Genomic DNA, 26,288 nt, shown 5'->3' with positions numbered 1-26,288 from the left:
AGCGGTCAGCGACAGACCGAGTCAGATGTCGAGGAAGCGGACGTCGCGCGCGTTGCGCTGGATGAAGGAGCGGCGTGCTTCGACGTCCTCACCCATCAGCACCGAGAACAGGTCGTCGGCCTGGGCCGCGTCGTCCAGGGTGACCTGGCCGAGCACCCGGTGCTCGGTGTCCATGGTGGTCACACGGAGCTCCTCGGCGTTCATCTCACCGAGACCCTTGAAGCGCTGGATCGAGTCTTCCCTGATCCGCTTGCCGTTCTGCTTGCCGAGCTCCACGAGCGCGTCGCGCTCACGGTCCGAGTACGCGTACTCGAAGTCGTCCCGGCCCCACTTGATCTTGTAGAGCGGCGGACGCGACAGGTACACGTGTCCGGCTTCGACCAGCGGCCGCATGAAGCGGAACAGGAAGGTCAGCAGCAGGGTGTTGATGTGCTGGCCGTCGACATCGGCGTCCGCCATCAAGATGATCTTGTGATAGCGGAGCTTCTCGATGTCGAAGTCCTCGTGGACCCCGGTACCGAACGCCGAGATCAGCGCCTGGACCTCGGTGTTCTGCAGGATCTTGTCGATCCGCGCCTTCTCGACGTTCAGGATCTTGCCTCGGATGGGCAGGATCGCCTGGTACATCGGGTTGCGGCCGGACTTCGCCGAACCACCGGCGGAGTCACCCTCGACGATGAAGATCTCGCACTTGGTGGGGTCGTTGGACTGGCAGTCCGAGAGCTTGCCGGGCAGCGACGCCGACTCGAGCAACCCCTTGCGGCGGGTCAGGTCGCGCGCCTTGCGGGCGGCGACGCGGGCCGTCTGCGCCTGGATGGACTTGCGGATGATGTCCGCGGCCTCGTTGGGGTTGCGGTCGAACCAGTCGGTGAGGTGCTCGTGCACCACCTTCTGGACGAACGTCTTCGCCTCGGTGTTGCCCAGCTTGGTCTTGGTCTGGCCCTCGAACTGCGGCTCGCCCAGCTTGACGGAGATGATCGCCGTCAGACCCTCGCGGATATCCTCGCCCGAGAGGTTGTCGTCCTTCTCGCGCAGCAGCTTCTTGTCACGGGCGTACCGGTTGACCAGGCCCGTGAGCGCGGCGCGGAATCCCTCCTCATGCGTACCCCCCTCATGCGTGTGGATGGTGTTCGCAAAGGAGTAAACGCCCTCGCTGTACTGAGAGTTCCACTGCATCGCGATCTCGGCCGAGAGGAGTCGCTCCTTGTCCTCGGCCTCGATGTCGATCACGGTCGGGTGGATCAGCTCGCCCTTGCGCGAGTTGAGGTACTTCACGAAGTCGACGATGCCGCCCTCGTAGAAGTACTTCACCGACAGGGGCTGGTGCTCCTCTGCCTCGTCGGCGGAGTCGGCGCCCGAGACGGCCTTCGCCGACTCGCGCTCGTCCGTCAGCGTCAGGGTCAGGCCCTTGTTGAGGAAGGCCATCTCCTGGAAGCGCCGCGAGAGCGTCTCGAAGGAGTACTCGGTGGTCTCGAAGATGTCGCCGTCGGCCCAGAAAGTGACCGAGGTGCCGGTCTCCTCGATGGCCTCGTGCTGGGCGAGCGGCGCGGTCGGCACGCCCGCCTTGTAGTCCTGCGTCCAGCGGTGGCCGTCGGTCTTGACCTCGACGGCGACCTTCGTGGACAGCGCGTTCACCACGGAGACGCCCACACCGTGCAGACCGCCGGAGACGGCGTACCCGCCCCCGCCGAACTTGCCGCCCGCGTGCAGGACGGTCAGCACGACCTCGACGGCCGGCTTCCCCTCGGAGGGGATGATGCCCACGGGGATGCCACGGCCGTTGTCGACGACGCGCACGCCGCCGTCGGGCAGGATCGTGACATCGATGGTGTCCGCGTGCCCCGCCAGGGCCTCGTCAACCGAGTTGTCGACGACCTCGTACACAAGGTGATGCAGACCACGCTCACCGGTCGAGCCGATGTACATGCCGGGTCGCTTGCGGACCGCGTCCAGACCTTCGAGGACGGTAATCGCGCTGGCGTCGTACGAGGCGGTGACCTCGCCGTTCCCGCCGACGGCAGTGGACGGGGTGTTCTCGTTGGGGTTGCCGGAATCGGCCACGAAGCGCCCTTTCTGGCACAGCACAAGCCTTCCCCTGTCAGGCAGGAGCGGCTGCGTCGTTCAGCGATGGTCAGCGTCGGGCGCCGCTCCGGGGAGCAAGCTTCCGACCGCATCTTTCGGTGGGTCCCGCGAGGACGGCGGGATTGTGCACCAGTCTACCGGTAGCGCCGACATGAATGGGGGTTTGCCGGTACCTGAGTCCGCATGTGCCGCCCTGAGCGGGCGCCTACCGACTCCCCATATTCGGGGAGGGGCCCCAAGAGCCTCACACGGGCATTCAGCGCTTCGACCTGTCAACCTCCGACTACGGTGAGGGACGCCTCATGCTCCTCACCGGGTCCCAGGGCTCTCTCAGGCCCCGTTTTCGCACGTCAACCAGCGTGCGGCGGACAGGCCCCGCTCCCTGTGAAGACGGCCGGACCGCGCTCCATATAAGGGGAGCTCTCAGCCGGAGCTCTTACAAAGGATCCTCACCCGTAGGTGTCGCCGGGCCCGGTGCTCCCCGGGGCGCGCAGCCTGCCGTAACGCTGCGGCGGGCCGCTCGGGCCCAGCACCTTGAGCAGCCGGACCGTGCCGTGGCCCAGATCCGCGTTGAGCCGGGCCACCAGCTGGGGCGCGAGCAGCCGCAGCTGGGTCGCCCAGGCCGTCGAGTCGCACTGGACGGTGAGAACGGCCTCGGCCTCGTCGTACGACTGCGGCACGCAGTGGTTGGCGAGGTCGTCGCCGACGATCTGCGGCCAGCGGCCCATCACCCCGCCCACCGCGGCCGGCGCCTCCCAACCGCGCTCACTGATCAGGCGGTTGATCGCGGCGCCCAGCGGCAGCGGGTCGCGCCCGTCCGCCCGCGCTCCGGAGCGCAGTCCGCCACCCCGCCGGGCCTGCTTCTTCTGCTGCGCGGCCGCGCCCCGTGCCTTGGCCTGCTCCTTGGCCGCGCGCAGCGCGACGCGCGCCAGGTCGACGCCGGAGGACTCGGGCACTTTCAGCGGCTCGGCCGATTCGGATGCCTCGCTCATACCCGCGTCACCTCGCCCGCCGCGACCTCGTAGCGCACTCCCGCGAGGATTCCCGGAACATCGTCGTCCACCGCGGCCGTCACCAGGACCTGCTCGCCCACAGCCACCAGTTCCGCCAGGCGTTCGCGGCGCCTGGCGTCGAGCTCGGCGAACACGTCGTCGAGCACGAGCACCGGCTCGTTGCCCTCGGCCCGCAGCAGGTCGTACGAGGCGAGCCGCAGCGCCAGCGCGTACGACCAGGACTCGCCGTGGCTCGCGTACCCCTTCGCCGGCAGCTCGCCCAGGCGCAGCAGCAGATCGTCGCGGTGTGGACCGGCCAGCGTCACGCCCCGCTCGATCTCCTGCTTGCGGACGTCCGCGAAGGCCGCGATGAGCTGGCCGTACAGCTCCTCGCGGGTGTGCCCGGTGCCCGGCGCCGACGGCTTGTACTCCAGGGTCAACGGCCCGCCGCCCGGGGCCAGTTGTTCGTACGCCTTGTCGGCGAGCGGCTGCAGCGCGGAGATCAGGTCGAGGCGCTGCGCGAGGAGCTCGGCACCGGCCTGCGCGAGGTGCTGGTCCCACACGTCCAGCGTGGACAGGTCCATGCCGCGGCCGCCGTGCCGGCGGGCCATCGCGGCGGACTTCAGGAGGGTGTTGCGCTGCTTGAGGACACGGTCGTAGTCGGACCGGACGGCCGCCATGCGCGGCGAGCGCGCGGTGATCAGCTCGTCGAGGAACCGGCGCCGCTCACCGGGGTCGCCCTTCACCAGCGCCAGGTCCTCCGGCGCGAACAGCACGGTCCGTACGATCCCCAGCACATCGCGGGGTCTGACCTGCGAGGACCTGTTGATGCGGGCGCGGTTGGCGCGCCCCGGGTTGAGCTCCAGCTCGATCAGCTGGGAGCGCTCGCCCTGGGTGACGGCCGCACGGATGACAGCCCGTTCGGCGCCCATCCGCACCAGCGGCGCGTCCGAGGAGACGCGGTGGCTGCCGAGCGAGGCGAGGTAGCCGACCGCCTCGACGAGATTGGTCTTGCCTTGCCCGTTGGCGCCCACGAAAGCGGTGACGCCCGGGTCGAGCGGAACCTCGACCCGGGCGTACGAGCGGAAGTCGGCCAGCGAGAGATGGGTGACGTGCATGGTGTCGCCGACCTCCCCCGGCTTACCTACTGCTCTTTGGTGCTACTTGGACTCGACCGCGTGGCCGCCGAACTGGTTGCGCAGCGCGGCGATCATCTTCATCTGCGGGGAGTCGTCCTGCCGGGACGCGAAGCGGGCGAACAGCGAAGCGGTGATCGCGGGCAGCGGCACGGCGTTGTCGATGGCGGCCTCAACGGTCCACCGGCCCTCGCCGGAGTCCTGCGCGAAGCCCTTGAGCTTGTCGAGGTGCTCGTCGTCGTCCAGCGCGTTGACCGCCAGGTCGAGCAGCCAGGAACGGATGACCGTGCCCTCCTGCCAGCTGCGGAACACCTCGCGGACGTCGGTGACCGAGTTGACCTTCTCCAGGAGCTCCCAGCCCTCGGCGTAGGCCTGCATCATGGCGTACTCGATGCCGTTGTGGACCATCTTCGAGAAGTGGCCGGCACCGACCTTGCCCGCGTGGACCGCGCCGAAGTCCCCCTCGGGCTTGAGCGCGTCGAAGACCGGCTGGACCTTCGCGATGTTCTCGGCGTCGCCGCCGTACATCAGCGCGTAGCCGTTCTCCAGGCCCCAGACACCGCCGGAGACACCGCAGTCGACGAAGCCGATGCCCTTGATGCCCAGCTCGACGGCGTGCTTCTCGTCGTCGGTCCAGCGGGAGTTGCCGCCGTCCACCACGATGTCGCCGGGCGACAGGAGTTCGGCGAGCTCGTCGATGGTGGACTGCGTCGCGGCACCCGCCGGAACCATCACCCACACCACGCGCGGACCCTTGAGGCTGTCCACAAGCTCCTTGAGGCTGTGGACATCCGCTACGTCCGCGTTGCGGTCGTAACCGATGACGGTGTGCCCCGCGCGGCGGATGCGCTCGCGCATGTTGCCGCCCATTTTGCCGAGGCCGACGAGACCGAGCTCCATCACATGATCCTTTGACGTTGTGGCGTTTCGTACCCGCGTCCGAGCCTACGCCGGGGCCTGGCCACACACCTGCGGGGTCAGCCGCTCAGACGTACACCCCGGGTGCCCGGGGTGTACGTCCTCGAACCACTCAGCCGGACAGCCTGACCGGCATGATCAGGTACTTGTACGCGTCGTCCGCCTCGGCGTCCACGGCGGGCTTGCCGCTGAGCAGCGCCGGCTTGGTCGAGGTGGTGAAGGCGAGCTGTGCGACCGGGGAGTCGATCGCGCTCAGGCCGTCGAGCAGGAAGGTCGGGTTGAAGGCGATCGAGATGTCGTCGCCTTCCAAGTTGGCGTCGACCCTTTCCACAGCCTGTGCGTCGTCGCTGGAACCGGCCTCCAGGATGAGGACGCCCTGTTCGAAGCTGAGCCGCACGGGGGTGTTGCGCTCAGCCACCAGGGACACTCGCTTGACGGCCTCGACGAAGGGGGCGGTCTCGATCACCGCCACCGAGTTGAACTCGGTGGGGAACAGGGTGCGGTACTTCGGCAGGTCGCCCTCAAGGAGGCGGGTGGTCGTGCGACGGCCCGCGCCCTCGAAACCGATCAGGCCCTCACCGGCGCCGGAGCCCGAGAGCGCCAGAGTGACCGTGTCGCCGCTCGTGAGCGCCTTGGCGGTGTCCAGGAGCGTCTTGGCGGGCACCAGGGCGACCGCGGAGGCGTCCGGGTTCTCCGGCTTCCACAGGAACTCGCGGACCGCGAAGCGGTAGCGGTCGGTGGAGGCCAGGGTGACCGTGTCGCCCTCGATCTCGATGCGGACACCGGTCAGCACCGGCAGCGTGTCGTCGCGGCCGGCCGCGATGGCGACCTGGGCGGCGGCGGAGGCGAAGACCTCACCGGGAACGGTGCCGGTCGCCGTCGGCATCTGCGGCAGCGCCGGGTACTCCTCCACAGGCAGGGTGTGGAGGGTGAAGCGAGAGGAACCGCAGACCACGGTCGCCCGTACACCGTCGGTGGAAATCTCCACCGGGCGGTTGGGGAGGGCGCGGCAGATGTCGGCGAGCAGGCGGCCGGAGACGAGCACCGTGCCGTCCTCGTCGACCTCGGCCTCCACTGAGACCCGCGCCGAGACCTCGTAGTCGAAGCTGGAGAAGCTGAGCGCGCCGTCCTCCGCCTTCAGAAGAAGGCCCGCGAGTACGGGCGCGGGCGGACGGGCCGGGAGGCTGCGGGCCACCCAGGCCACCGCCTCCGCGAGTACATCGCGCTCCACCCGGATCTTCACCGGAACCGCCTCCTGCTGTTGCTGGCTCGCCCTGCTGGCTTTCGTCGTCGGCTGTATCGCCGGGGACCAGTCTGACGTACGCCGCTGACACTCGGTGCGCGTCGGGGTCAAGTCGCGTCGAGCCGCAGTGGGAGCTCCGGCGGCGAGTTGTGCACAGGCCCCACTTCGAAGCAGATCCCGAGCTAACTATGAGTGGGAGTAGTAGTAGGGCCTGTGGAAACCGTGGATAACCCCGTTTGCGCAGGTCATCCCGCGTTTTTTGTCCACTGCCCCTGTGGGTGGAGCCGGTGGACAACTCATGGTTTCTGTGGACGCCCGAAAGTTCTGCACAACCAATGCACAGGAGGGGGCCACTTCTCCCCAGGCCTGTCCCCAGCTTTACCCAGGTTCCCCACAGGCCAACCCGTCCCCTTCGTGTGACGGCTTTCACTCAGTCCGGTGATCCCGGGTGTTTCCTTGCCGAACAGTGGACAGAGGTGTGGAGAACGTGGACCAAGCTGGGGACAACGGATCAAGAGCTGTGGGCCGCCGGTGGACAACTTCGCCCACAGGCTGTGGACAGAGGATTCGTCCACACCCTGTGGAACGAGGATGCCCACAAATCCACAGGGTGTTGACCTGGGGTGATGGAGTATCAGCCGCTGCGCCTGTGGAAGCAATCTGGACAACTTCGCGGTCCCCAGGGTGTGGACGGAAGAAAGTCCCCAGATCTGTGGAGAACCGTCTCTGACCAGCCAGTATTCGAACACTGTGAGCTCCGTCGGCCTCGTACACACGCTTCGTTCGGACTCGTACGCACGGATTCCGCGGGCCTTCCGAAGGCTTCCGGGGCCCTCGCGGAGGCCTGGAAGGGGCTCGCGGCGGGGTCGGCCGGACACGGTTGAGAGGCCCCAGGCCGCGGCCCGGAACGCCGAAGGGCGCCCAGGGAATCGATCCCGGGGCGCCCTTCGGCGTGTTCGCTGAGGCTCTGTCAGCCGTTCTTGATCCGGTTGGTGAGCTCGGTGACCTGGTTGTAGATGGAGCGGCGCTCCGCCATCAGCGCGCGGATCTTGCGGTCCGCGTGCATCACCGTCGTATGGTCGCGGCCGCCGAACTGGGCCCCGATCTTGGGCAGCGAGAGGTCGGTGAGCTCGCGGCACAGGTACATGGCGATCTGGCGAGCCGTCACCAGGACCCGGCTGCGCGAGGATCCACAGAGGTCCTCCACCGTCAGACCGAAGTAGTCGGCCGTGGCCGCCATGATGGCGCTCGCGGTGATCTCCGGCGCCGAGTCCTCGCCGCCGGGGATCAGGTCCTTCAGCACGATCTCGGTCAGACCCAGGTCCACCGGCTGCCGGTTGAGCGAGGCGAACGCCGTGACCCGGATCAGCGCGCCCTCCAGTTCGCGGATGTTCCGCGAGATCCGAGACGCGATGAACTCCAGCACCTCCGGCGGCGCGTTGAGCTGCTCCTGCACCGCCTTCTTGCGCAGGATCGCGATCCGCGTCTCCAGTTCGGGCGGCTGCACATCGGTGGTGAGGCCCCATTCGAAACGGTTCCTCAGCCGGTCCTCCAGGGTCATCAGCTGCTTGGGCGGCCGGTCCGAGGACAGCACGATCTGCTTGTTGGCGTTGTGGAGCGTGTTGAAGGTGTGGAAGAACTCCTCCTGCGTCGACTCCTTGCTCGCCAGAAACTGGATGTCGTCGACCAGGAGGATGTCCACATCGCGGTAGCGCTTGCGGAAGGTGTCGCCCTTGCCGTCGCGGATCGAGTTGATGAACTCGTTGGTGAACTCCTCGGAACTCACGTACCGCACCCGCGTGCCGGGATACAGACTGCGCGCGTAGTGCCCGATCGCGTGCAGCAGATGGGTCTTGCCCAGGCCCGACTCCCCGTAGATGAACAGCGGGTTGTAGGCCTTGGCCGGCGCCTCGGCGACCGCGACCGCGGCGGCGTGCGCGAAACGGTTCGACGAGCCGATGACGAAGGTGTCGAAGAGGTACTTCGGGTTCAGCCGCGCGTGCGGCTCGCCCGGACCGCCCTGCGCGGATGCTCCGCCGGACGGCGACGGCGCCAGGTGACCCGAGCCGCCGCGCTGCGCGGGCTGCGCGTCCGGCAGCTCCCGGCGCTCGGTCCGATCGTGTCGTTCGTGGCGCTGCTGCTCGTACGGCTGCGGCTTGGGCTGCTCGTACTGCGCGCGCTCCGGTTCGTACTGGCCGCGCTCCTGGTCGTACTGGCCCCGCTCGGGGCGTTCCGGCGGCTGCGGCGAGCGGTAGTCGTGCTGCGGCTGGTGGGGGCGGGGGCTGCCATAGGGCTCGCGCCACTGCTCGCCGGACGGCTCGCGGTCCTGGAAGCCGCCGAGCCGGGGCTGCTGCCAGAGGTCTTCCTGGGCACGCGGCCAGGCGCCGGGCTCGGGACGCTGCTGGTACTCGCCGGGGTAGGCGGGGCGCACCGTGGGCAGGCCGTCGTCGGCGGGCCGGTGGCCGTAGGGGTCGTCCTGGTAGCGCTGCTGCTGGGGCTGCTGCGGAACCGGCGGCGCGGGCTCGCCCACGGAGTCGTCGACGGTGATCGCGATCCGGATGGTGCGGCCGCACTCGCGGCTGAGGGTCTCGCTGATCAGCGGGGCGAGCCGGCCCTCCAGAACGCGCTTGCCCCATTCGTTGGGGACGGCGAGCAGTGCGGTGTCGGCCACCAGTGCGAGGGGCTGGCAGCGCTCGATCCACTGCTTGTCCTTGGGCTCGATGCCCTGCTGCCCCTCCCCGAGGAGATGCTCCAGCACTCGTGGCCACACTGCGGCAAGATCGGCAGGTACGTCAGCCACAGGGCACGCTCTCTCGCAGGTCCCACGAATGTGTGGTTCTCGGGACGGGATGGGATGGCATAGACAGACAGGCAAGGACACATCGGGAAAAGATTCGGAGTTCAGCCACGGTAGTCGGGCCCACTGACGTGGTTCAAGTTGTTGTCCACAGCCTGTGCATACCGGGCCCCGACGAGACGCCGGTTTGACCGGATGGCGTAGCCGCGCGTACCGTAACCAGGTCGAGTTGTCGATGGCTGCTGCCGCCTGCCTCCGATGGGCAAAGATCACGATCTGTGGTCGTGAAGCGGTGCACACGGGCGTATACGCGAGCTACTCGTGGGCGCACGGTGACAGCCAGGCGATGTCCCGCCGCCAACGAATCATTTCTGGAGCCCCCGAGTGAGCAAGCGCACCTTCCAGCCGAACAACCGTCGCCGCGCCAAGACCCACGGCTTCCGCCTGCGGATGCGTACCCGCGCCGGCCGCGCGATTCTCGCGAACCGCCGTGGCAAGGGTCGCGCAAGCCTGTCCGCGTAATTAGCTAACAGGTCATGACGTGCTGCCTACCGAGAATCGGCTGAGGCGGCGCGAGGACTTCGCGACCGCGGTACGCCGAGGACGCCGGGCCGGACGCCCGCTCCTCGTCGTCCATCTACGCAGCGGTTCAACGGACCCGCACGCGCCTGGGGAGAGCGCTCCCCCGACGCGTGCGGGTTTCGTTGTCAGCAAGGCCGTGGGTGTAGCGGTCGTCCGCAACCTGGTGAAGCGCAGGCTTCGCCATCTGATGCGTGATCGGCTTCGCCGGCTGCCCGCCGGTAGCCTGGTGGTCGTACGGGCATTGCCCGGTGCGGGTGATGCCGACCATGCACAGCTGGCCCGAGACCTGGACGCCGCTCTTTCGCGGCTGCTGGGAGGGGGCGCGCGATGAAGTACCCGCTGCTGGCCCTGATCAAGCTGTACCAGTGGACGATCAGCCCACTTCTTGGGCCCGTCTGCAGGTACTACCCGTCGTGTTCCCACTATGGATATACGGCGATCGACCGGCACGGCGCCGTCAAAGGCACAGCCCTGACCGCCTGGCGCATCCTGCGGTGCAATCCGTGGTCGCCGGGCGGCGTGGACTACGTACCGGAGCGCAAACGACCTCGATGGCACGAGGCGTTGCGCGCTGCCTGGCGCGGCAGGAAGGGCGGAACCTCCGCCGCTGAGACCAGCCCGGCCGCAGAGACTCCGCCCAATGTTCAAGGAGCCTGATTAGTGGACACGATTGCCAGTCTGTTCAGCTTTATCACCTGGCCTGTTTCCTGGGTCATCGTCCAGTTCCACAGTTTGTACGGCGCGATCTTCGGGCCGGACACGGGCTGGGCCTGGGGCCTGTCGATCGTGTCCCTCGTGGTGCTGATCCGTATCTGCCTGATCCCGCTCTTCGTGAAGCAGATCAAGTCGACCCGGAACATGCAGGCGCTCCAGCCGAAGATGAAGGCGATCCAGGAGCGCTACAAGAGCGACAAGCAGCGACAGTCCGAAGAGATGATGAAGCTGTACAAGGAGACGGGCACCAACCCGCTCTCCTCGTGCCTTCCCATCCTCGCGCAGTCGCCGTTCTTCTTCGCGCTGTACCACGTGCTCTCGGGTATCGCCAACGGCAAGACCATCGGCGTCATCAACCAGCCGCTCCTCGAGAGCGCCCAGAAGGCCCACATCCTCGGTGCCCCGTTGGCCGCGAAGTTCACGGACAGCGCCGCCAAGGTCGAGGCCCTCGGCGCCTCCATCACCGATGTCCGGGTCGTCACCGCGATCATGATCGTGCTGATGTCGGCCTCGCAGTTCTTCACCCAGCGCCAGCTGATGACGAAGAACGTGGACCTCTCGGTCAAGACGCCGTTCATGCAGCAGCAGAAGATGCTGATGTACGTCTTCCCCGTCATGTTCGCCGTGATGGGCATCAACTTCCCCGTCGGTGTCCTCGTTTACTGGCTGACCACCAACGTGTGGACCATGGGCCAGCAGATGTACGTCATCAACCAGAACCCGACGCCGGGTTCCAAGGCTCAGGCGCACTACCTGGAGCGCCTGGTCAAGAGCGTCTCCCAGCACGGTGAGGTACGGGGCAAGCGGCGGCGGACCGTCGTCCAGGCGATCGTGGCCAAGGGCCCGGACCGCAACGACAACGAGCGCAAGTTCGTCACCAGCCTGTCCAAGCAGGGCTTCGTGGCCCAGGCCGACGGCGGTGTGGTGAAGAGCGACTCGGCCGCAGCCGACGTCGACGGCGCGGCGCCCAGGCGTCAGCAGCCCAAGCGGCAGACCAAGGCCCAGCGCCAGGCCACCGCGGCTCAGCAGGACGACGCGGCGAAGACCTCGCTGTCGAAGGACTCCGAGGCCTCGGACTCCACGGACGAGGTGTCCGAGGGGAAGAAGGCCGAACCGCAGGACGCGAAGCCCCAGCCGGAGGCCAAGCCGAAGCAGGGCAAGCCCACCGCCGGCCAGGCACGAGCCAAGTCGGGTCAGCGCAAGGGTCAGCAGCGGCCCAAGCACCCGTCCAAGAAGTAAGAAGGAGTCCATCCGTGACGGAAGGCACCACCTCCCCGGCCGCTGAGGGCGTCGACCCCCTCTCCCGCCTGGAGCAGGAAGGGGAGATCGCCGCCGATTACCTCGAGGGCCTGCTCGACATCGCCGATCTCGACGGCGACATCGACATGGACGTCGAGGCGGACCGGGCCGCGGTCTCGATCATCAGCGACAGCGACAGTCGTGAACTGCAGAAGCTCGTGGGCCGTGACGGCGAGGTGCTGGAGGCGCTCCAGGAGCTGACGCGGCTCGCCGTGCACCGCGAGACCGGGGAGCGCAGCCGGCTGATGCTGGACATCGCGGGCTACCGGGCCAAGAAGCGCACGGAGCTCGCCGAGCTGGGTGCCAAGGCGGCGGACGAGGTGAAGAGCACCGGTGCGCCGGTGAAGCTGGACCCCATGACGCCGTTCGAGCGCAAGGTCGTGCACGACGCGGTCGCGGCCGCGGGGCTGCGCAGCGAGTCCGAGGGCGAGGAGCCCCAGCGCTTCGTCGTCGTGCTGCCCGCCTGAGGGTTCCTTGTTGTGTCGGCCCCGTCTGTTCGCAGGCGGGGCCGATCTTTGTCAGCCTGATAGTCAGCCGCCACAGTGCGGTCATGCGTAGGTAGGGAAGGGACGGTCCCCGTGACGGAGGCAGAGGCAGCAGCGGAGCTTCCCCCGGCGCCGGAAGAGGCACGGGCGGTTTTCGGCGAGTTCTTCCCGGAGGCCGTGCGGTATGCGGAGCTGCTCGCGGATGCGGGGGTCAAGCGCGGTCTGATCGGGCCACGTGAGGTCCCGCGTCTGTGGGAGCGGCATCTGCTCAACTGCGCGGTGCTCTCCGAGGTCGTTCCGGAAGGCGTCACGGTCTGCGACGTCGGCTCGGGTGCGGGGCTGCCGGGCATCCCGCTGGCGCTGGTGCGCCCTGACCTGAAGATCACTTTGCTTGAACCGCTGCTGCGGCGCACCAATTTCCTCCAGGAGGTCGTGGAGCTTCTGGGACTCGACCACGTGACCGTGGTGCGCGGACGAGCCGAGGAGATGCTGGGCAAGGTGCCGCCCGTGCATGTGGTGACGGCGCGCGCGGTGGCACCGCTCGACCGGCTGGCCGGCTGGGGTGTTCCGCTGTTGCGTCCCTACGGCGAGATGCTGGCGCTCAAGGGCGATACGGCCGAGGAGGAGATCGTGGGCGCGCGCGCCGCGCTGAGCAAGCTCGGTGTGGTGGAGACCACAGTTCTTCAGGTCGGCCAGGGTGTCGTGGACCCGCTGTCCACGGTCGTACGGGTCGAGGTCGGCGAGAGCCCCGGTGGTGTGCGGTTCGCCGCGAAGCGCGCCAAGGCCGCCCGAACGAGCCGGACCAGGCGCCGACGCTGAGCCAAGGCCCCGGAGCCAAGCGTGCGGGGCCTGTTCCGCACGCATGGCTCCAGCGCGTCAATGCTCCATAAAAGGCGGTATACGTACGCATTTCGGAGTGTCGTAACGGACTCCGGTGGGCGCGGATGCATCGTGTTTCACGTGAAACGTCGCTCACTGCTGCATGGAATCATCAGCCGTGGCCGTGCGGCTTCCTCGTCGCGCGACCGCAGGCCGTTCGCAGGGGGCCCTGAGTCCCCCGCGAAGGCTACGGAGTTGTCCACAGAGGTGGATTCATCCACAGAAGACCGGGCCTCGCTGGTTCACGACCCCGAAGACATGGGAGGCTCTGCTTATTGCGAGCCTGAAGTCGAGGAGAGTGAATCCTTGCGGTCCGACGCCAACATCGCGGGACCGATGACCGATCCGGTCCCCGGTCCCCGTACCGAATCGGCGGGGGAGGATGTTTCACGTGAAACGCCGCCCCCGATGGACGACACCCCTATCGGTCGCGCTGCCCAGCTGGCGGTGGAAGCCCTCGGCCGGGCCGGCGAGGGTCTGCCCCGGCCGGAGCAGACCCGCATCATGGTCGTTGCCAACCAGAAGGGCGGCGTAGGGAAGACCACCACCACGGTCAACCTCGCCGCTTCCTTGGCGCTGCACGGCGCTCGGGTCCTGGTTGTCGACCTCGATCCGCAGGGCAATGCCTCGACGGCACTGGGTATCGACCACCACGCCGAAGTCCCTTCGATCTATGACGTCCTGGTCGAGAGCAGGCCACTGGCCGAAGTGGTGCAGCCGGTCCCGGACGTCGAGGGCCTCTTCTGCGCACCGGCCACGATCGATCTCGCCGGTGCGGAGATCGAGCTCGTGTCCCTGGTGGCCCGGGAGAGCCGACTGCAGCGCGCCATCCAGGCGTACGAGCAGCCGCTGGACTACATCCTCATCGACTGCCCCCCGTCGCTGGGTCTGCTCACGGTCAACGCCCTGGTCGCGGGGGCCGAGGTCCTGATCCCGATCCAGTGCGAGTACTACGCGCTGGAGGGGCTGGGCCAACTGCTGAGGAACGTCGATCTGGTGCGGGGGCACCTGAACCCCACGCTGCATGTGTCGACGATCCTGCTCACCATGTACGACGGCAGGACCCGGCTCGCCTCGCAGGTGGCCGACGAGGTGCGCAGCCACTTCGGCAAAGAGGTGCTGCGGACCAGCATTCCGCGGTCGGTCCGCATCTCCGAGGCGCCGAGCTACGGACAGACGGTGCTCACCTACGACCCGGGCTCCAGCGGCTCGCTCTCGTATCTCGAAGCTGCCCGCGAGATCGCCCTGCGCGGTGTCGGCGTGCAGTATGACCCCACGCACGCGCATGTGGTCAGCCAGAACAACCAGCACAGCATGTCGGAGGGGATCCAGTGAGTGAGCGACGCAGAGGATTGGGGCGCGGGCTCGGAGCGTTGATCCCTACCGCCTCGCAGGAGAAGCCGGGGTCCTCGGTGGGGACGGCTTCCACGTCCCCGTCGGCGGTGCCGCTGCTGACCGCGGAACGGGGGGTGGCGGCCGCGAAGGTGGCAACGCTGCCGGCCGCCGCTGTTTCACGTGAAACAGTGGTGCCCGAGCCGGAGGTTTCAACGGAACTGGTATCGCCGGCTGGTGCGTTTTTCGCCGAGCTACCGATCGACTCGATCACGCCCAACCCGCGCCAGCCGCGTGAGGTGTTCGACGAGGACGCTCTGGCCGAACTGGTCACCTCCATCAAGGAAGTCGGGCTCCTCCAGCCCGTCGTCGTCCGGCAGACCGGCCCCGATCGCTACGAGCTCATCATGGGTGAGCGGCGCTGGCGGTCCTGCCGGGAGGCGGGGCTTGAGCGGATCCCCGCGATCGTCCGGGCCACCGACGACGAGAAGCTTCTTCTCGATGCCCTTCTGGAGAACCTGCACCGGGCCCAGCTGAACCCGCTGGAAGAGGCCGCTGCCTACGACCAGTTGCTCCGGGACTTCAAGTGCACCCATGACCAGCTGGCGGACCGCATCGGCCGCTCGCGGCCGCAGGTCTCCAATACCCTGCGCCTGCTGCGTCTTTCCCCGCCCGTACAACGCAGGGTCGCCGCCGGGGTCCTCTCGGCCGGCCACGCACGGGCTCTGCTCTCCGTTGAGGGCACCGCGGAGCAGGACCGGCTGGCCCACCGCATCGTGGCGGAGGGGCTCTCGGTACGGGCGGTCGAGGAGATCGTCAGCCTGATGTCCTCGGAGCCCGAGGCCGCCCCCAAGGCCAAGGGTCCCCGGGCGGGGACGCGCCTGGCGCCTGCGCTCTCCAATCTGGCGAACCGTCTCTCGGACCGCTTCGAGACCAGGGTGAAGGTCGACCTGGGGCAGAAGAAGGGAAAGATCGTCGTCGAGTTCGCCTCGATAGACGATCTGGAGAGGATTCTCGGCACCCTCGCCCCGGGCGAGGGACGGGTCCTGGAAAAGGGTCTTGCCGAGGACGACTCGGAGGATGGCGACAGCTGAGCTGGCGCCATGCTGGGTGAGGGCGGGCCGTGTTCTGGTTCATACCGGAACACGGCCCGCCCTTTGCATGCGGACGCTATCCCCGCCATGACCGGGTGGATACGATGCGTACTGGTATGGCACATCCACCTTGATCCATCTTCTAGGGAGCGCGGGGGCCATGCGAACGGTGAGCCGCACTCAACTGATGACAGCGGGTCTGGGCCTCGGGGCCGTCGGCGGATTCGTCGGCAGCCTGCTCCGGGAGCGGAGCGCGCTGTCAGCCGCGCGGGGTGCAGCAGGCGAGGGAAGTGAGGAACAGCCTTCATGGGGCGTCGGCTTGTACCGCTCACGCTGGACAACCTTCCTGATCTCCCCAAGCGCTGCCGCTCCTGTGTCTTCTGGGAACTCGACCCGGTCAGCGGAGAGGCCGCAGTAAGGGCGGGCAGGCCCGAACTGGAGAAGGAGGCCTGGATTTCCGCAGTGCTTCTGGAATGGGGTTCCTGCGGCAGGGTCGTCTATGTCGATGACATCCCGGTCGGTTACGTGCTCTACGCACCCCCGGCCTACGTGCCCCGCGCCACGGCATTTCCCACCAGCCCGGTGGCCGCCGATGCCGTCCTGCTGATGACCGGCTGGATCATGCCGGGCTATCAGGGGCAGGGGCTGGGGAGAGTGATGGTGCAGACGGTTGCCAAGGATCTGCTGCGCCGAGGCGTGAAGGCCATCGAGGCGTTCGGGGACGCCCGTTGGCGGGAACCCGCCTGCGTGCTTCCGGCGGACTATCTGCTGTCGGTGGGGTTCAAGACCGTACGGCCGCATCCCAGGTATCCACGCCTGCGCCTCGAACTGCGCACGACGCTGTCCTGGAAGGAAGACGTCGAGCTGGCACTGGACCGACTACTGGGGGCGGTCCAGAAGGAGCCGGCACTGAGGCCGCTCTAGGTCTCGACTTCATAAGGAAACGGGCCCGCCCCCACGAGGGGGCGGGCCCGTTTCACGTGAAACAACGAGCGAGGAGAGACTTACTTCTCGCTGATGAAGCCGTTGAGGTCACGCAGCAGCGCGGCCTTCGGCTTCGCGCCCACGATCGTCTTGGCGACCTCGCCGCCCTGGTAGACGTTGAGCGTCGGGATCGACATCACGCCGTACTTGGCGGCGGTCGCCGGGTTCTCATCGATGTTGAGCTTGACGATCTCGATCTCGTCGCCGTGCTCGGCGGCAATGGCCTCCAGCGACGGGGCGATCTGGCGGCACGGGCCGCACCACGCAGCCCAGAAGTCCACGAGGACGGGCTTGTCGTTCTTGAGGACGACCTCATCGAAGTCGGCGTCGGTGACGTTCTTCAGGGTGCCGGCCACGGCAGTCTCCTAAGGGGTGTGGTGAGGGGAGAGAGAAGCTGGGGGAAGGCTCAGACGGCCGCTGCGGCCTTCTCGCCGTCCGCGAGGGCGGCGAGGAAGCGCTCTGCGTCCAGGGCGGCGGAGCAGCCGGTGCCGGCGGCCGTGATGGCCTGCCGGTAGGTGTGGTCGACGACGTCGCCTGCGCCGAAGACACCCGTCAGGTTGGTGCGGGTCGACGGGGCCGCGACCTTCAGGTAGCCCTCGTCGTCCAGGTCGAGCTGGCCCTTGAAGAGCTCGGTGCGCGGGTCGTGCCCCACGGCGATGAAGAGTCCGGTCACCGCCAGGGGGGACAACTCGCCGGTCTTGGTGTTGCGCAGGGTCAGACCGGAGAGCTTCTGGTCGCCGTGGATCTCGGCGACTTCGCTGTCCCAGGCGAACTTGATCTTCTCGTCGGAGAAGGCACGCTCCTGCATCGCCTTGGAGGCGCGCAGGCTGTCGCGGCGATGGACGATCGTGACGGACTTGGCGAAGCGCGAGAGGAAGGTAGCCTCCTCCATCGCGGTGTCGCCGCCGCCGACCACGGCGATGTCCTGGTCCTTGAAGAAGAAGCCGTCGCAGGTGGCGCACCACGAGACGCCGCGGCCGGACAGCTTGTCCTCGTTGGCAAGACCCAGCTTGCGGTGCTGCGAACCGGTGGTGACGATGACGGCCCTGGCGCGGTGGACGGTGCCCGCGGTGTCCGTGACGGTCTTGATGTCACCGGTCAGGTCCACGGCGACGACGTCGTCCGGAATCAGCTCGGCACCGAAGCGCTCGGCCTGGCCCCGCATGTTGTCCATGAGCTCGGGGCCCATGATGCCGTCCTGGAAGCCGGGGAAGTTCTCCACCTCAGTGGTGTTCATCAGCGCACCGCCGGCGGTGACGGCGCCCTCGAACACCAACGGCTTCAGCGACGCACGTGCGGTGTACAGCGCGGCCGTGTATCCGGCCGGCCCTGAGCCAATGATGATCACGTTACGGACGTCGCTCACGGGTTTCTTCCTCGTCTCTGCGGACTGCCTACTGCCTGTCGGGGCCCCGGTCCAGGACTCTCACCCCACCCAACGGATCCTACGGGGGATGCATTCCCGAGCCGGACGGGCAGCACGGAGACGCGGCGTGCGCGCTGTCTCAGTGGCGGGGGTAGGAGTGCGTCAGCAGCAGTTTTCCCTGGGCCGGGGGCGTGGCGCTCACGCAGGCGGCGTCGACGATGTACGCCTCCACGTTGGCGGGGTTCGCCTGGTCGGGCAGGACGACGAGATACGCCTTGGTTCCCTCGTACGTGCCTTCCTCGGCAGCCAAGGGGGTTGTGGAGGGGCGTCCGGTGCCTTCCTGGATACAGGCCGGGACGCTTACGGCCGACCGCACTCCGTCGGGGGAGTTCTCGTTGTTGGGTTCCTTCTTCGTTGACGGCGCGAGTTTGGCCGAGGGGCTCTGGGAGGACAGTCCGCCGTGCTGGGTGAGCAGTGACTGGACGCGCCCTTGGAGCGAGTCCGAGGCGAAGACGGGGCCACTGGGCTGGGGCTGACTGGAGGAGTGGGTCTCGGCCCTGGGGGCGGGCGAGGGCGACTGCGCAGCCTGCACGAAGAAGATCCCCGCTCCGACGGCCGCGGCGCCCAGCACCGCGCTGAGCACGGCTGTGCGGCGACGGCGCGCCTTGGCGGAACGGCCGGGGCCGGTGGCGGCGCGGCCACGCCCAGCCGGACGGTCGATCGGCGGCACGTCCGGCCCGGCAGCGGCCGGGGCGGGATCAGGCGTCGGTCCGCTCAGCGCGGCGGGCGTTTCACGTGAAACATGCGTGGTTTCACGCGTGGTGTCTTCAGGGGCAGTGGCATTGAGCAGCGCTTCGGCGGCGAGTGCCGCGTCGATGCGCCCCGCCACATCGGCGGGCATCCGCTGCGGTCCCGGCAATGTGCCGAGCAGATCGCGGATCTCTTCGAGGGAGTCCCGCACATCGGCGCAGAGGGGGCAGTCCTGGAGGTGGCGGCGGACGTCGGCCGTACGGGACGGCGGCAGGATGCCCTCGGTGAGTTCGGAGATCTCCGAGACGTCCGGGTGTTGTGTCGTTCCGGTCGTGGATGTCACGCGCGCCCACCTCCGCCCTTCACGGCAGCCGAATCGCTCGGTCCTGCGTTGTTTGTGCCCGACGCCGGTGGGACGGATGTCCCCGGCGTCCGGTTCCTTCCCCCACCGGACTCACTGCTACCCCCCGTATCACCGCGCAGATGAGTGAGCAGTGGCACGAGCCGGGCCCGCCCACGGGCGCAGCGGCTTTTCACCGTGCCGGTGGGGACATCGAGCATGCGGGCCGCCTCCGCCACGGGGTAGCCCTGCATGTCGACGAGGACCAGCACGGCGCGCTGGTCCGGGGGGAGGGTTCCCAACGCCTCGATGAGCTGACGGTGCAGGTCCTGGCGTTCGGCCGGGGCCTCGGCCGACTCGTGCGGCTCGATGAGCTGCTCAAGGCGCTCGGGGTCGTCGACCGGGGACGTCTTGCGCGAGGCCGCCTTGCGGGCGCGGTCGAGACAGGCGTTCACCGTGATGCGGTGCAGCCAGGTGGTGACGGCCGACTGGCCGCGGAAGGTGTGGGCGGCCCGGTAGGCGGAGACGAGGGCGTCCTGGACGGCGTCAGCGGCCTCCTCGCGGTCACCCAGGGTGCGCAGCGCCACCGCCCACAGCCGGTCGCGGTGACGCCGCACGAGCTCGCCGAAGGCATCGGGGTCGCCGTCTACATGGCGCGCGAGCAGGTCCTGGTCGCCGAGGTCGCCCAGTGTGGCCTCGTCCAACGGTGAGTCCCTCCCCTGCCGTTCGGTCAGCCGGCGAACTTCACATCCGTGATGGCCTGCTTGTAGCCCGGTGTGCTGTAGCCGTCACCAGGTGCATAAGGAGCATCAGTGATCCACAGCACGACGTAGCGCGTCTTCACCGCAGCCTTTGCCGTGAGATTGGCTGTAGTGCTGCTGGTCGTTGTCGTTGCGATCAGCTTCATGTTGTCGACCTGCTTGCTCGACGACATGGAGTCTGTCGCGTACAGCTTGATCGTGGTGTGGTCGCCACCGAAACGCAACGCTATCGACGCGGTGGAGACATCCTTCTCCGCGCCGAGGTCGTAGACGATCCCGACGCCCATCTTGAACGGAGCAAGTCTCGGTCCGTCATCGAAGCGCCTGGAACGCCAGAACGTCGAAGAGTCACCGTCGTAGGTTTTGTCGACATCCTTGGCGTCCTGCGGGGTTCCGTCCGGTGCGTACTCCTCGGCCCCCTGGATCTTGAGCGGGACGGGAGCCTTCGGCTTGTCGCCGTCGCCGTCGCTGTGGTCCGTGGTCTGGGTGTTGCCCGTTTCGGTGGACCCCTTGTCGCGGTGGAGCAGGGTGTCCGCGAGCTGCCAGCTACCGAGACCGAGTGCAGCGATCAGGAGGGCCGACACGGCCCACTTGAGCGCCTTGCCGGTCCGTCCCTGGAGCGGCGGCGGCGGAGGCACCACGGGCTGGGTGACGGCGGGGCCTGCGGCGGGGCGGCCGTAGGTGCCCTGCTGGTAGGTGGTGCGCTGGTACTCGGGCGGCGCAGTGAACGCGGGCTCCGGCGGGCGGATGCGCGGCATCTCCCCGACGGCCTTGACCAGCTCGTCCGGCGTGGTGCAGGGCGGCTCCTGACGGGACGCGGTGGCCCCGTCGTTGACCAGGGCCCGCATGGCGAGCTCGGCGAGGCCGCGGTGGACGCCCGCTCGTACCTGATCGGGGGCGATCAGGCCGACGCCCTTGGGCAGCCCGTGCAGGCCGTAGGCGTCGCTCTCGTACGGCCAGCGCTGGGTCAGCGCGGCGTACAGCAGGGCGCCGATGGCCTCGGTGTCGGTGCGCTGAGGGGTGTCGGAGCTGATGCCGCGCAGCGCGGCGGCCACGGCAAGGCCACGGATGCGGTACTGCCCGGTGGAGGTCCTCAGAACCGCGCTCGGGGTGAGCCTGAGGTGGGCGAGGCCCTCGCGGTGGGCCGCGGCCATGGCCTGCGAGACCTGGGTGACCATCTGGTAGGCGTCGTGCGCCTCCAGTGGACCGAGGGCGAGCAGCGCGGTGAGCTCGGTGGCGTCCGGCAGCCACTCGTGGACGACGTAGACGAGGTCGTTCTCCTCGACGGCGTCCAGGACCTGCACGAAGCGCGGATCACCGAGCAGCGCGGAGGAGCGGGCGGCGGCCAGCACGGAGCGTGCCCGCGGATGATCGGCGGGCAGCAGGTGGACGCCTACGGCGCGGCGGAGTTTCTCGTCGACCGCACGCCAGCTGCTGAAACCGTCCAGACGGGTGACGCACTCTTCGAGGCGGTAGCGTCTGGCCAGCTTGTGACCGCTGTGCAGTTCGGGCGTCGCAATGGACGGCTCAGTGGCCTTGCGTTCGCCGCCAGTGCCGTTCGTGCTCATCTCCGCCGTGTCTGCAGTGTCGATGGACTCCGTCACCCCGTCGGTCGTCGCCTTGTCCGCCTTGGCGGTCAGCGGGTTGTCGCCGCTGTTGTCGGCCACGTCGACGGCAGCCGTGCTACGTTCCGCCACCGTCGCTCCTGCCTCCCCATCCGTTGCGTGCTGTCGGCCAGCCATGCAAAGTCATGCCAATTGTGCCCACAGTCCGGCACTATGCACGACACGCGGTGGCCGACGATGGTTGTGCGCGGGCTCCGGCCTCAGCGGCCGAGGCGGCCGCGCACCATTCCGACCATGGCGTTGAGCTCTTCGATGCGCATCCGCTTGGCCGCCACGAAGAAGACCCCGAGCAGGACAGCACCGCCTGCGACCAGTGCCACGACCGACCCTCCGGCGCCCTGGCCCAGGAACTTCAGCAGTGCGAAGCCGACCGCGCCACCGGCGACCGCGGCCGGCACGGCGGCCAGGCACAGGCGCGCGTACGTACGCAGGACGTGCGCGCCGTCCAGGTCGCCGCCCAGCCGGTTGCGCAGTCGCCGCCAGGCCACTCCGACACCCACGGTGTACGCCAAACCGTACGCGGCGGCCATGCCGACGACCGCCCAGCGGGCGGGCAGGACCACGTAGCAGAGGGCCGAGACGGCCGCGTTGACGGCCGCCACGATGACCGTGTTGTAGAAGGGCGTCCGGGTGTCCTCGTAGGCGTAGAAGCCGCGCAGGACGACGTACTGCACGGAGTACGGGATCAGGCCGAGCGCGAAGGCCATCAGGATGAAGCCCATCGACTGGGCGGCCTGGACGCCACTGGAGGCGTACAGCAGGGTGCACATGGGGACGCCGAGCGCCAGGAACGCGAAGGCGACCGGGACGATGGCGACCGCGGAGGTGCGCAAGCCCTGCGAGATGTCGTCGCGGACGGCGCCCGGGTCGTCGTCGTGCGCGGCCCGCGAGATGCGCGGCAGCAGGGCGGCCATGACCGAGACGGTGATGATGGCCTGTGGCATGCCCCAGATCAGCTGGGCGTTGGAGTAGGCGAGGAAACCCGCGCCGGAACGCCCGGATGCCTTGCCCGCCGCCGTGGCGAGCCGCGTGACGACGATGACACCGGCCTGGTTGGCAAGCACGAACATGACGGTCCACTTGGCGAGCTTGACCGTCTTGCCGAGTCCGTGGCCCTTCCAGTCGAAGCGCGGCCGGAAGCGGAAACCGGTCTCCCGCAGGTAGGGCAGCATCGCCAGGGACTGCACGACCAGGCCGAGCAGGGTGCCGATGCCGAGGAGGCGGACGCCGTCGTGCGGGATCGTCTGGACGCCCATGTGGGACTCGGCGGAGGTGCCGTAGACCCAGATGAACAGGCCGAACGTGCAGATCATCACGATGTTGTTGAGGACCGGGGTCCACATCATCGCGCCGAACTTTCCACGGGCGTTGAGGATCTGGCCCATCACCACGTGCACACCCATGAAGAAGATCGTGGGCAGGCAGTAGCGGGCGAACGTGACGGCGACGCTGTTGGCGGCCGTGTCGTTGGCGATGGTCGGCGACATCAGCTTGATCAGCAGTGGCGCTCCGAGGACCGCGAGCGCGACGATGGTGCCGAGCGCGACCATGACGAGTGTCAGGAGACGGTTGGCGTAGGCCTCGCCGCCGTCCTCGTCGTCCTTCATGGAGCGGACCAGCTGGGGTACGAACACCGAGTTCAGACCGCCGCCGACGGTGAGGATGTAGATCATCGTCGGCAGGGTGAGCGCGATGGTGAACGTGTCACCGAGCAGTGCGGCGCCCAGCGCGGCCGTGATCACCAGGCTGCGGACGAAGCCGGTCAGCCGGGACACCAGGGTGCCCGCCGCCATCACGGCGCTGGACTTCATCAGGCTGGAGGCGCGCCCGGCGGGCTTGCTCGGCGGGGCGGGAGCCGGTTCCGGCGCGGCGGGCTCCGAGGGCGGCCCCGCCTGCTGCTGGTCCCGGTACAGGTGCGCGAACGCGTCCTGCTCGGGGAGTTCCTCACTCGCCTGCGTGACCAGGTCGTCGACGCCCACGAACTGCGTGGTCCTCGCGTCGTCGCCGTAGGGAAGATGGCGTGAGGGGCCCTCGGGCTCCGGTGGCGGGGTCTGCGCCCAGATCCGCGGGTCGGGCGCGTACTGCTGGGCGGCCGGCTGCTGGTAGAGCGGCGGCTGCTCGGCATAGGTGCCCGGAGGCGGCGGCGGGTGGGCCGCACGGTCGTAGAGCGCCTCGGTCACCGGGTCCTGGGCGGAGAGATCCTGCGACCGGTAGGGGTCGTAGGCGTACGCGTCCTGGATGTAAGGGTCCGGCGCGGGCTGGGGCGGCGGGACCTGTGCGTGCTGGGCGGGTGCCGGGGGCATGCCCCCGGAGGGCGCGGCACCGCTGCCAGCGCCCTGCCCACGGTCACCGTCGTACGGCGCGTTCATGGTTACCCCACCTCATCGTCCCCGGCCGACCGGCCACGACATAGCTCAATGGTCCACTTTCTCACCCGGGCCCGGCGGGGCCCCGCTTTCCGGACCGGTGTCCGGCGTCGGGTCACTCGGCTGCCCGGGATCAGTGTCCGGTGAACCGTTCGAGGGACCGGTGTCGCCGTTCTCCTCGGATTCATCGCGAGCCATGGAGCGCTTGCGGTGGGTGTACATCCTGATGCCCGCGAGCACCAGGAGCAGGACGCCGCCGGCGATGACCAGCATCACCGTCGGAGTGATCTCGGAGACCTGGACGGTGAACTCCATCGGCTCACCGTAGGGCGTGCCGTCCTGGGTGTAGAGGCGCGCGGTCACCGGTACGGGACCGTTGGCATTGGCGATGGCGGTGAACTTCACCGACTGGCTGCGGTCGCCGTCCACCTTCACCGGCTGTTCGCCGATGGCGTCGCCGTCCTCGCCCAGTTGCAGACGGGTCGGGCTCTTCGGCTGGAGTCTCAGCACCAGGTGGTCGACGCCCTGCACGAGTTTGTTCTGCACGGTGACCGCGATGGTCGCGCTGCGCCCCGACATGGTCGCGGTCGACTTCTGGATCAGGTTCACCTGGCTGGTCAGACCGTCCAGGTAGACCTGGACGCCGGTGCGGTAGGTCTGAGCGCCGCCCGGGTCACCGCGCCAGGACGTCGACATCTCCCGGTTGACCGCGTTGCCGAACGGCGTGACCACCCGGTCGGGTGCGCTCAGGATGACCTTGAACTTGTCCAGGGTGCCCTGGGTGTTCTTCATGTCCTGGAAAGCGTCGGTCGGCAGCTCCTGCTGGCGCAGCGAGTCCGGGTAGGCGCCGGTGCCGGGCACCTTCGTCATGGCGAGCGGATCGGGCTTGGCGGTGGCTGCCGCCGAGAGGTCGAGCGGCTGGGTCCAGCGCTGCGGATCCAGCGCGTGCAGTGCGGCGGCCATCGTCTGCGCCTGGCTGACCGTCGGCATGCGCTGCGGGGCGACGACGATGCTGCGCTGCTTGTCGGTGTCCTGGAGCGTGATCGCGAGCGTCTGCGCGAGGAACTCCTGCACGGCGAGCGTCGAGGTGTCCGCCCTCGACATGTCGCCCTGGAAGGCTGTGGAGAGCCGGGCGTCGGCGACGATCGCGTTGGTGCCGCCGCCGATGGGCCGGGCCGCCGTGGGAGCGTAGGGAATCGCGCCGTCCCGCAGGCTGTCGCTGCGCGCGATCACGTTGTGTGCGCCGGCCGAGGTGGCCACATCGATGATGGACGGGTCGACGGCGCCGTCCACCGGCCACGAGTAGTCGACCGACGGGGTCACGTGCAGGATCGTGTCGATGGTCTTCTGCGCCACCTCGGTGGCGCTCTGCAGATGGCTCAGCGAGCCGGGGACGTCCCGGCCGTGGTGGGCGAGCGATGCGAGGTCGGGGTCGGCGAAGGGGAGGGCCACGACCTTCTCGCCCTGGACCGCCGCCTCCAGCGAGCTCAGCCACGCCTTGGCCACGTCCTGGCTGGTGCCGGGGACCAGGTTGTCGCCGACCTTGATCTTGTAGTTGCGGGTCATCGCGTCGACGCTGGCCAGCAGATCCGGGTCTATGACCCAGGTCACGGGCAGCTGCCGACCGAGCGAGACCATCTGCTCCAGCTTCCCGCCGGGGCCGATCTCCTTCGCCAGGGAGTCGTCGGCGAAGACGGGCGTCTGCTGGGCGTCGGAGCCCGTCTGGGCGGTGAGGTGGGCCGAGGAGATCAGCGGCCACAGGAACGTGAGCTGGCTCTTCTTGCCCTCGGTGGCTTCCGGCTGCCACGGCAGGAAGGTCCGCTGGATGCCGAGCACCTGGTCGTACGGCTGATTCGCGGTCTGGCCCGACAGGGAAACGCCGAGCTGGTACACGCCGTCCTCGCCGAGCCCCAGCTTGGAGACCGGCACGGACAGGCTGAAGTCCTGGCTGATCCCGGTGTCCAGCCTCGGGAACTTGACGGTGAAACCGTCGCCGAGCTCCCCGGCGTCGGCGCTGGCGGAATATCCGCCGCGTGCGGCCGCCTCGTCGATCGCGGTACGCCCGGACAGCTTCGGCCCCACCCGCAGCCCCACATGGGCTCCGGTGACCGCCTGCCTGCCCTTGTTGGTGACCCGTCCGGAGATGGTCAGCGTGTCGCTCTTGACGGGGGCCTTGGGGGTCATCGAGTCGAGGGACACCTGGACGTTCTGCGCCGAGGTGGACTCCTCCGCCGCATGCGCCGCCGGAGCGGCCGTGGCGGACACCAGGCCCGCGAACAGGGGGGCGCCGACGAGCAGCGCCGCCGTGCGGCGCAGCCACCGGCGGGCAGGAGCGGGAGTCATCCCCTGGGAATGTGCCGCCTCGGCCACGCGCTTGCCCGTCCCTCGCTGTCGGTTGCTGCGTCCACGCATGGTAACGATGCGCACTGTGGCGAAGTGCCGCGGACTGCTCCACATGATCGGAAGAGTGCCGTACCGACGGCCGCTTCCGCACATCAGAGGACCGTAACAACGATGACGCTCCGGTCGGCCGGGCCACGTAC

Annotated in this window: 22 protein-coding genes; 9 read left to right on the top strand and 13 right to left on the bottom strand. The window is 68.5% G+C overall.

What is annotated here, in order from left to right; genetic code table 11:
* Positions 1 to 21: 21 nt before the first annotated feature.
* The 6 genes from gyrB to dnaA form a co-directional block, all read right to left on the bottom strand.
* Complete coding sequence (gyrB, locus tag OG522_RS18885) at positions 22 to 2,085, bottom strand: DNA topoisomerase (ATP-hydrolyzing) subunit B (RefSeq protein ID WP_329464148.1); 2,064 nt, start codon at positions 2,083 to 2,085, stop codon at positions 22 to 24.
* Positions 2,086 to 2,531: 446 nt separating this feature from the next.
* Positions 2,532 to 3,074 (bottom strand): DUF721 domain-containing protein, encoded by a 543-nt coding sequence (locus tag OG522_RS18880; RefSeq protein WP_329464147.1) that lies wholly within the window; start codon positions 3,072 to 3,074, stop codon positions 2,532 to 2,534.
* Positions 3,071 to 4,192, bottom strand: coding sequence for a DNA replication/repair protein RecF (recF, locus tag OG522_RS18875; protein WP_329464146.1), 1,122 nt, complete (start codon positions 4,190 to 4,192; stop codon positions 3,071 to 3,073). Before recF ends, OG522_RS18880 begins: the two co-directional genes overlap by 4 nt.
* Before the next feature lie 42 nt (positions 4,193 to 4,234).
* Positions 4,235 to 5,110, bottom strand: a complete 876-nt coding sequence (gnd, locus tag OG522_RS18870) for a phosphogluconate dehydrogenase (NAD(+)-dependent, decarboxylating) (protein ID WP_329464145.1) — start codon at positions 5,108 to 5,110, stop codon at positions 4,235 to 4,237.
* Between the two features lie 130 nt (positions 5,111 to 5,240).
* The gene (gene dnaN, locus OG522_RS18865; protein ID WP_329464144.1) at positions 5,241 to 6,371 is read right to left on the bottom strand and encodes a DNA polymerase III subunit beta; all 1,131 of its coding nucleotides are present in this window, start codon (positions 6,369 to 6,371) and stop codon (positions 5,241 to 5,243) included.
* A gap of 970 nt (positions 6,372 to 7,341) precedes the next feature.
* Positions 7,342 to 9,171, bottom strand: a complete 1,830-nt coding sequence (dnaA, locus tag OG522_RS18860) for a chromosomal replication initiator protein DnaA (RefSeq protein WP_329464143.1) — start codon at positions 9,169 to 9,171, stop codon at positions 7,342 to 7,344.
* A gap of 381 nt (positions 9,172 to 9,552) precedes the next feature.
* Here dnaA and rpmH point away from each other — a divergent pair, with 381 nt between their 5' ends.
* From rpmH to OG522_RS18815, 9 genes are all read left to right on the top strand, one after another.
* Positions 9,553 to 9,690, top strand: coding sequence for a 50S ribosomal protein L34 (rpmH, locus tag OG522_RS18855; protein ID WP_006381191.1), 138 nt, complete (start codon positions 9,553 to 9,555; stop codon positions 9,688 to 9,690).
* 19 nt (positions 9,691 to 9,709) lie between these two features.
* Positions 9,710 to 10,081 carry a ribonuclease P protein component gene (gene rnpA / locus OG522_RS18850; RefSeq protein ID WP_329464142.1) on the top strand — a complete coding sequence of 124 codons (372 nt, stop codon included), beginning with the start codon at positions 9,710 to 9,712 and terminating at the stop codon, positions 10,079 to 10,081.
* Entirely contained in the window at positions 10,078 to 10,407 is a 330-nt protein-coding gene (yidD, locus tag OG522_RS18845) for a membrane protein insertion efficiency factor YidD (protein ID WP_329464141.1), read from the top strand. The genes rnpA and yidD overlap by 4 nt, the downstream gene beginning before the upstream one ends.
* Positions 10,408 to 10,410: 3 nt before the next feature.
* Complete coding sequence (gene yidC / locus OG522_RS18840) at positions 10,411 to 11,703, top strand: membrane protein insertase YidC (protein WP_329464140.1); 1,293 nt, start codon at positions 10,411 to 10,413, stop codon at positions 11,701 to 11,703.
* 14 nt (positions 11,704 to 11,717) lie between these two features.
* On the top strand, positions 11,718 to 12,230 hold the full coding sequence (locus tag OG522_RS18835) for a Jag family protein (protein WP_329464139.1): 513 nt from the start codon (positions 11,718 to 11,720) through the stop codon (positions 12,228 to 12,230).
* Between the two features lie 111 nt (positions 12,231 to 12,341).
* Positions 12,342 to 13,067: a 16S rRNA (guanine(527)-N(7))-methyltransferase RsmG gene (gene rsmG, locus OG522_RS18830; protein ID WP_329464138.1), complete on the top strand. Its 726-nt coding sequence runs from the start codon at positions 12,342 to 12,344 to the stop codon at positions 13,065 to 13,067.
* Between the two features lie 318 nt (positions 13,068 to 13,385).
* Positions 13,386 to 14,462: a ParA family protein gene (locus tag OG522_RS18825; RefSeq protein WP_329464137.1), complete on the top strand. Its 1,077-nt coding sequence runs from the start codon at positions 13,386 to 13,388 to the stop codon at positions 14,460 to 14,462.
* Complete coding sequence (locus OG522_RS18820) at positions 14,459 to 15,553, top strand: ParB/RepB/Spo0J family partition protein (protein ID WP_329464136.1); 1,095 nt, start codon at positions 14,459 to 14,461, stop codon at positions 15,551 to 15,553. The genes OG522_RS18825 and OG522_RS18820 overlap by 4 nt, the downstream gene beginning before the upstream one ends.
* Positions 15,554 to 15,859: 306 nt before the next feature.
* Complete coding sequence (locus OG522_RS18815; RefSeq protein ID WP_329464135.1) at positions 15,860 to 16,477, top strand: GNAT family N-acetyltransferase; 618 nt, start codon at positions 15,860 to 15,862, stop codon at positions 16,475 to 16,477.
* Between the two features lie 80 nt (positions 16,478 to 16,557).
* Here the strand turns inward: OG522_RS18815 and trxA are convergent, their stop codons facing one another.
* From trxA to OG522_RS18780, 7 genes are all read right to left on the bottom strand, one after another.
* Entirely contained in the window at positions 16,558 to 16,893 is a 336-nt protein-coding gene (trxA, locus tag OG522_RS18810) for a thioredoxin (protein ID WP_329464134.1), read from the bottom strand.
* 50 nt (positions 16,894 to 16,943) lie between these two features.
* On the bottom strand, positions 16,944 to 17,903 hold the full coding sequence (gene trxB, locus OG522_RS18805) for a thioredoxin-disulfide reductase (protein ID WP_329464133.1): 960 nt from the start codon (positions 17,901 to 17,903) through the stop codon (positions 16,944 to 16,946).
* A 139-nt stretch (positions 17,904 to 18,042) separates the two neighbouring features.
* Positions 18,043 to 18,996 (bottom strand): anti-sigma factor family protein, encoded by a 954-nt coding sequence (locus tag OG522_RS18800; protein WP_329464132.1) that lies wholly within the window; start codon positions 18,994 to 18,996, stop codon positions 18,043 to 18,045.
* On the bottom strand, positions 18,993 to 19,697 hold the full coding sequence (gene sigM / locus OG522_RS18795; RefSeq protein ID WP_329464131.1) for an RNA polymerase sigma factor SigM: 705 nt from the start codon (positions 19,695 to 19,697) through the stop codon (positions 18,993 to 18,995). Before sigM ends, OG522_RS18800 begins: the two co-directional genes overlap by 4 nt.
* Before the next feature lie 26 nt (positions 19,698 to 19,723).
* The gene (locus OG522_RS18790; protein ID WP_329464130.1) at positions 19,724 to 21,451 is read right to left on the bottom strand and encodes a protein kinase family protein; all 1,728 of its coding nucleotides are present in this window, start codon (positions 21,449 to 21,451) and stop codon (positions 19,724 to 19,726) included.
* Between the two features lie 128 nt (positions 21,452 to 21,579).
* Positions 21,580 to 23,748, bottom strand: coding sequence for a murein biosynthesis integral membrane protein MurJ (gene murJ, locus OG522_RS18785; protein WP_329464129.1), 2,169 nt, complete (start codon positions 23,746 to 23,748; stop codon positions 21,580 to 21,582).
* Between the two features lie 45 nt (positions 23,749 to 23,793).
* Positions 23,794 to 26,115, bottom strand: a complete 2,322-nt coding sequence (locus OG522_RS18780; protein ID WP_329467643.1) for a DUF6049 family protein — start codon at positions 26,113 to 26,115, stop codon at positions 23,794 to 23,796.
* Positions 26,116 to 26,288 lie beyond the last annotated feature (173 nt).

This window comes from Streptomyces sp. NBC_01431, from assembly GCF_036231355.1.
Lineage (GTDB): Bacteria > Actinomycetota > Actinomycetes > Streptomycetales > Streptomycetaceae > Streptomyces.
Note: the sequence above shows the minus strand (reverse complement) of the source record. Positions and strands in the feature narration are given on the sequence as shown.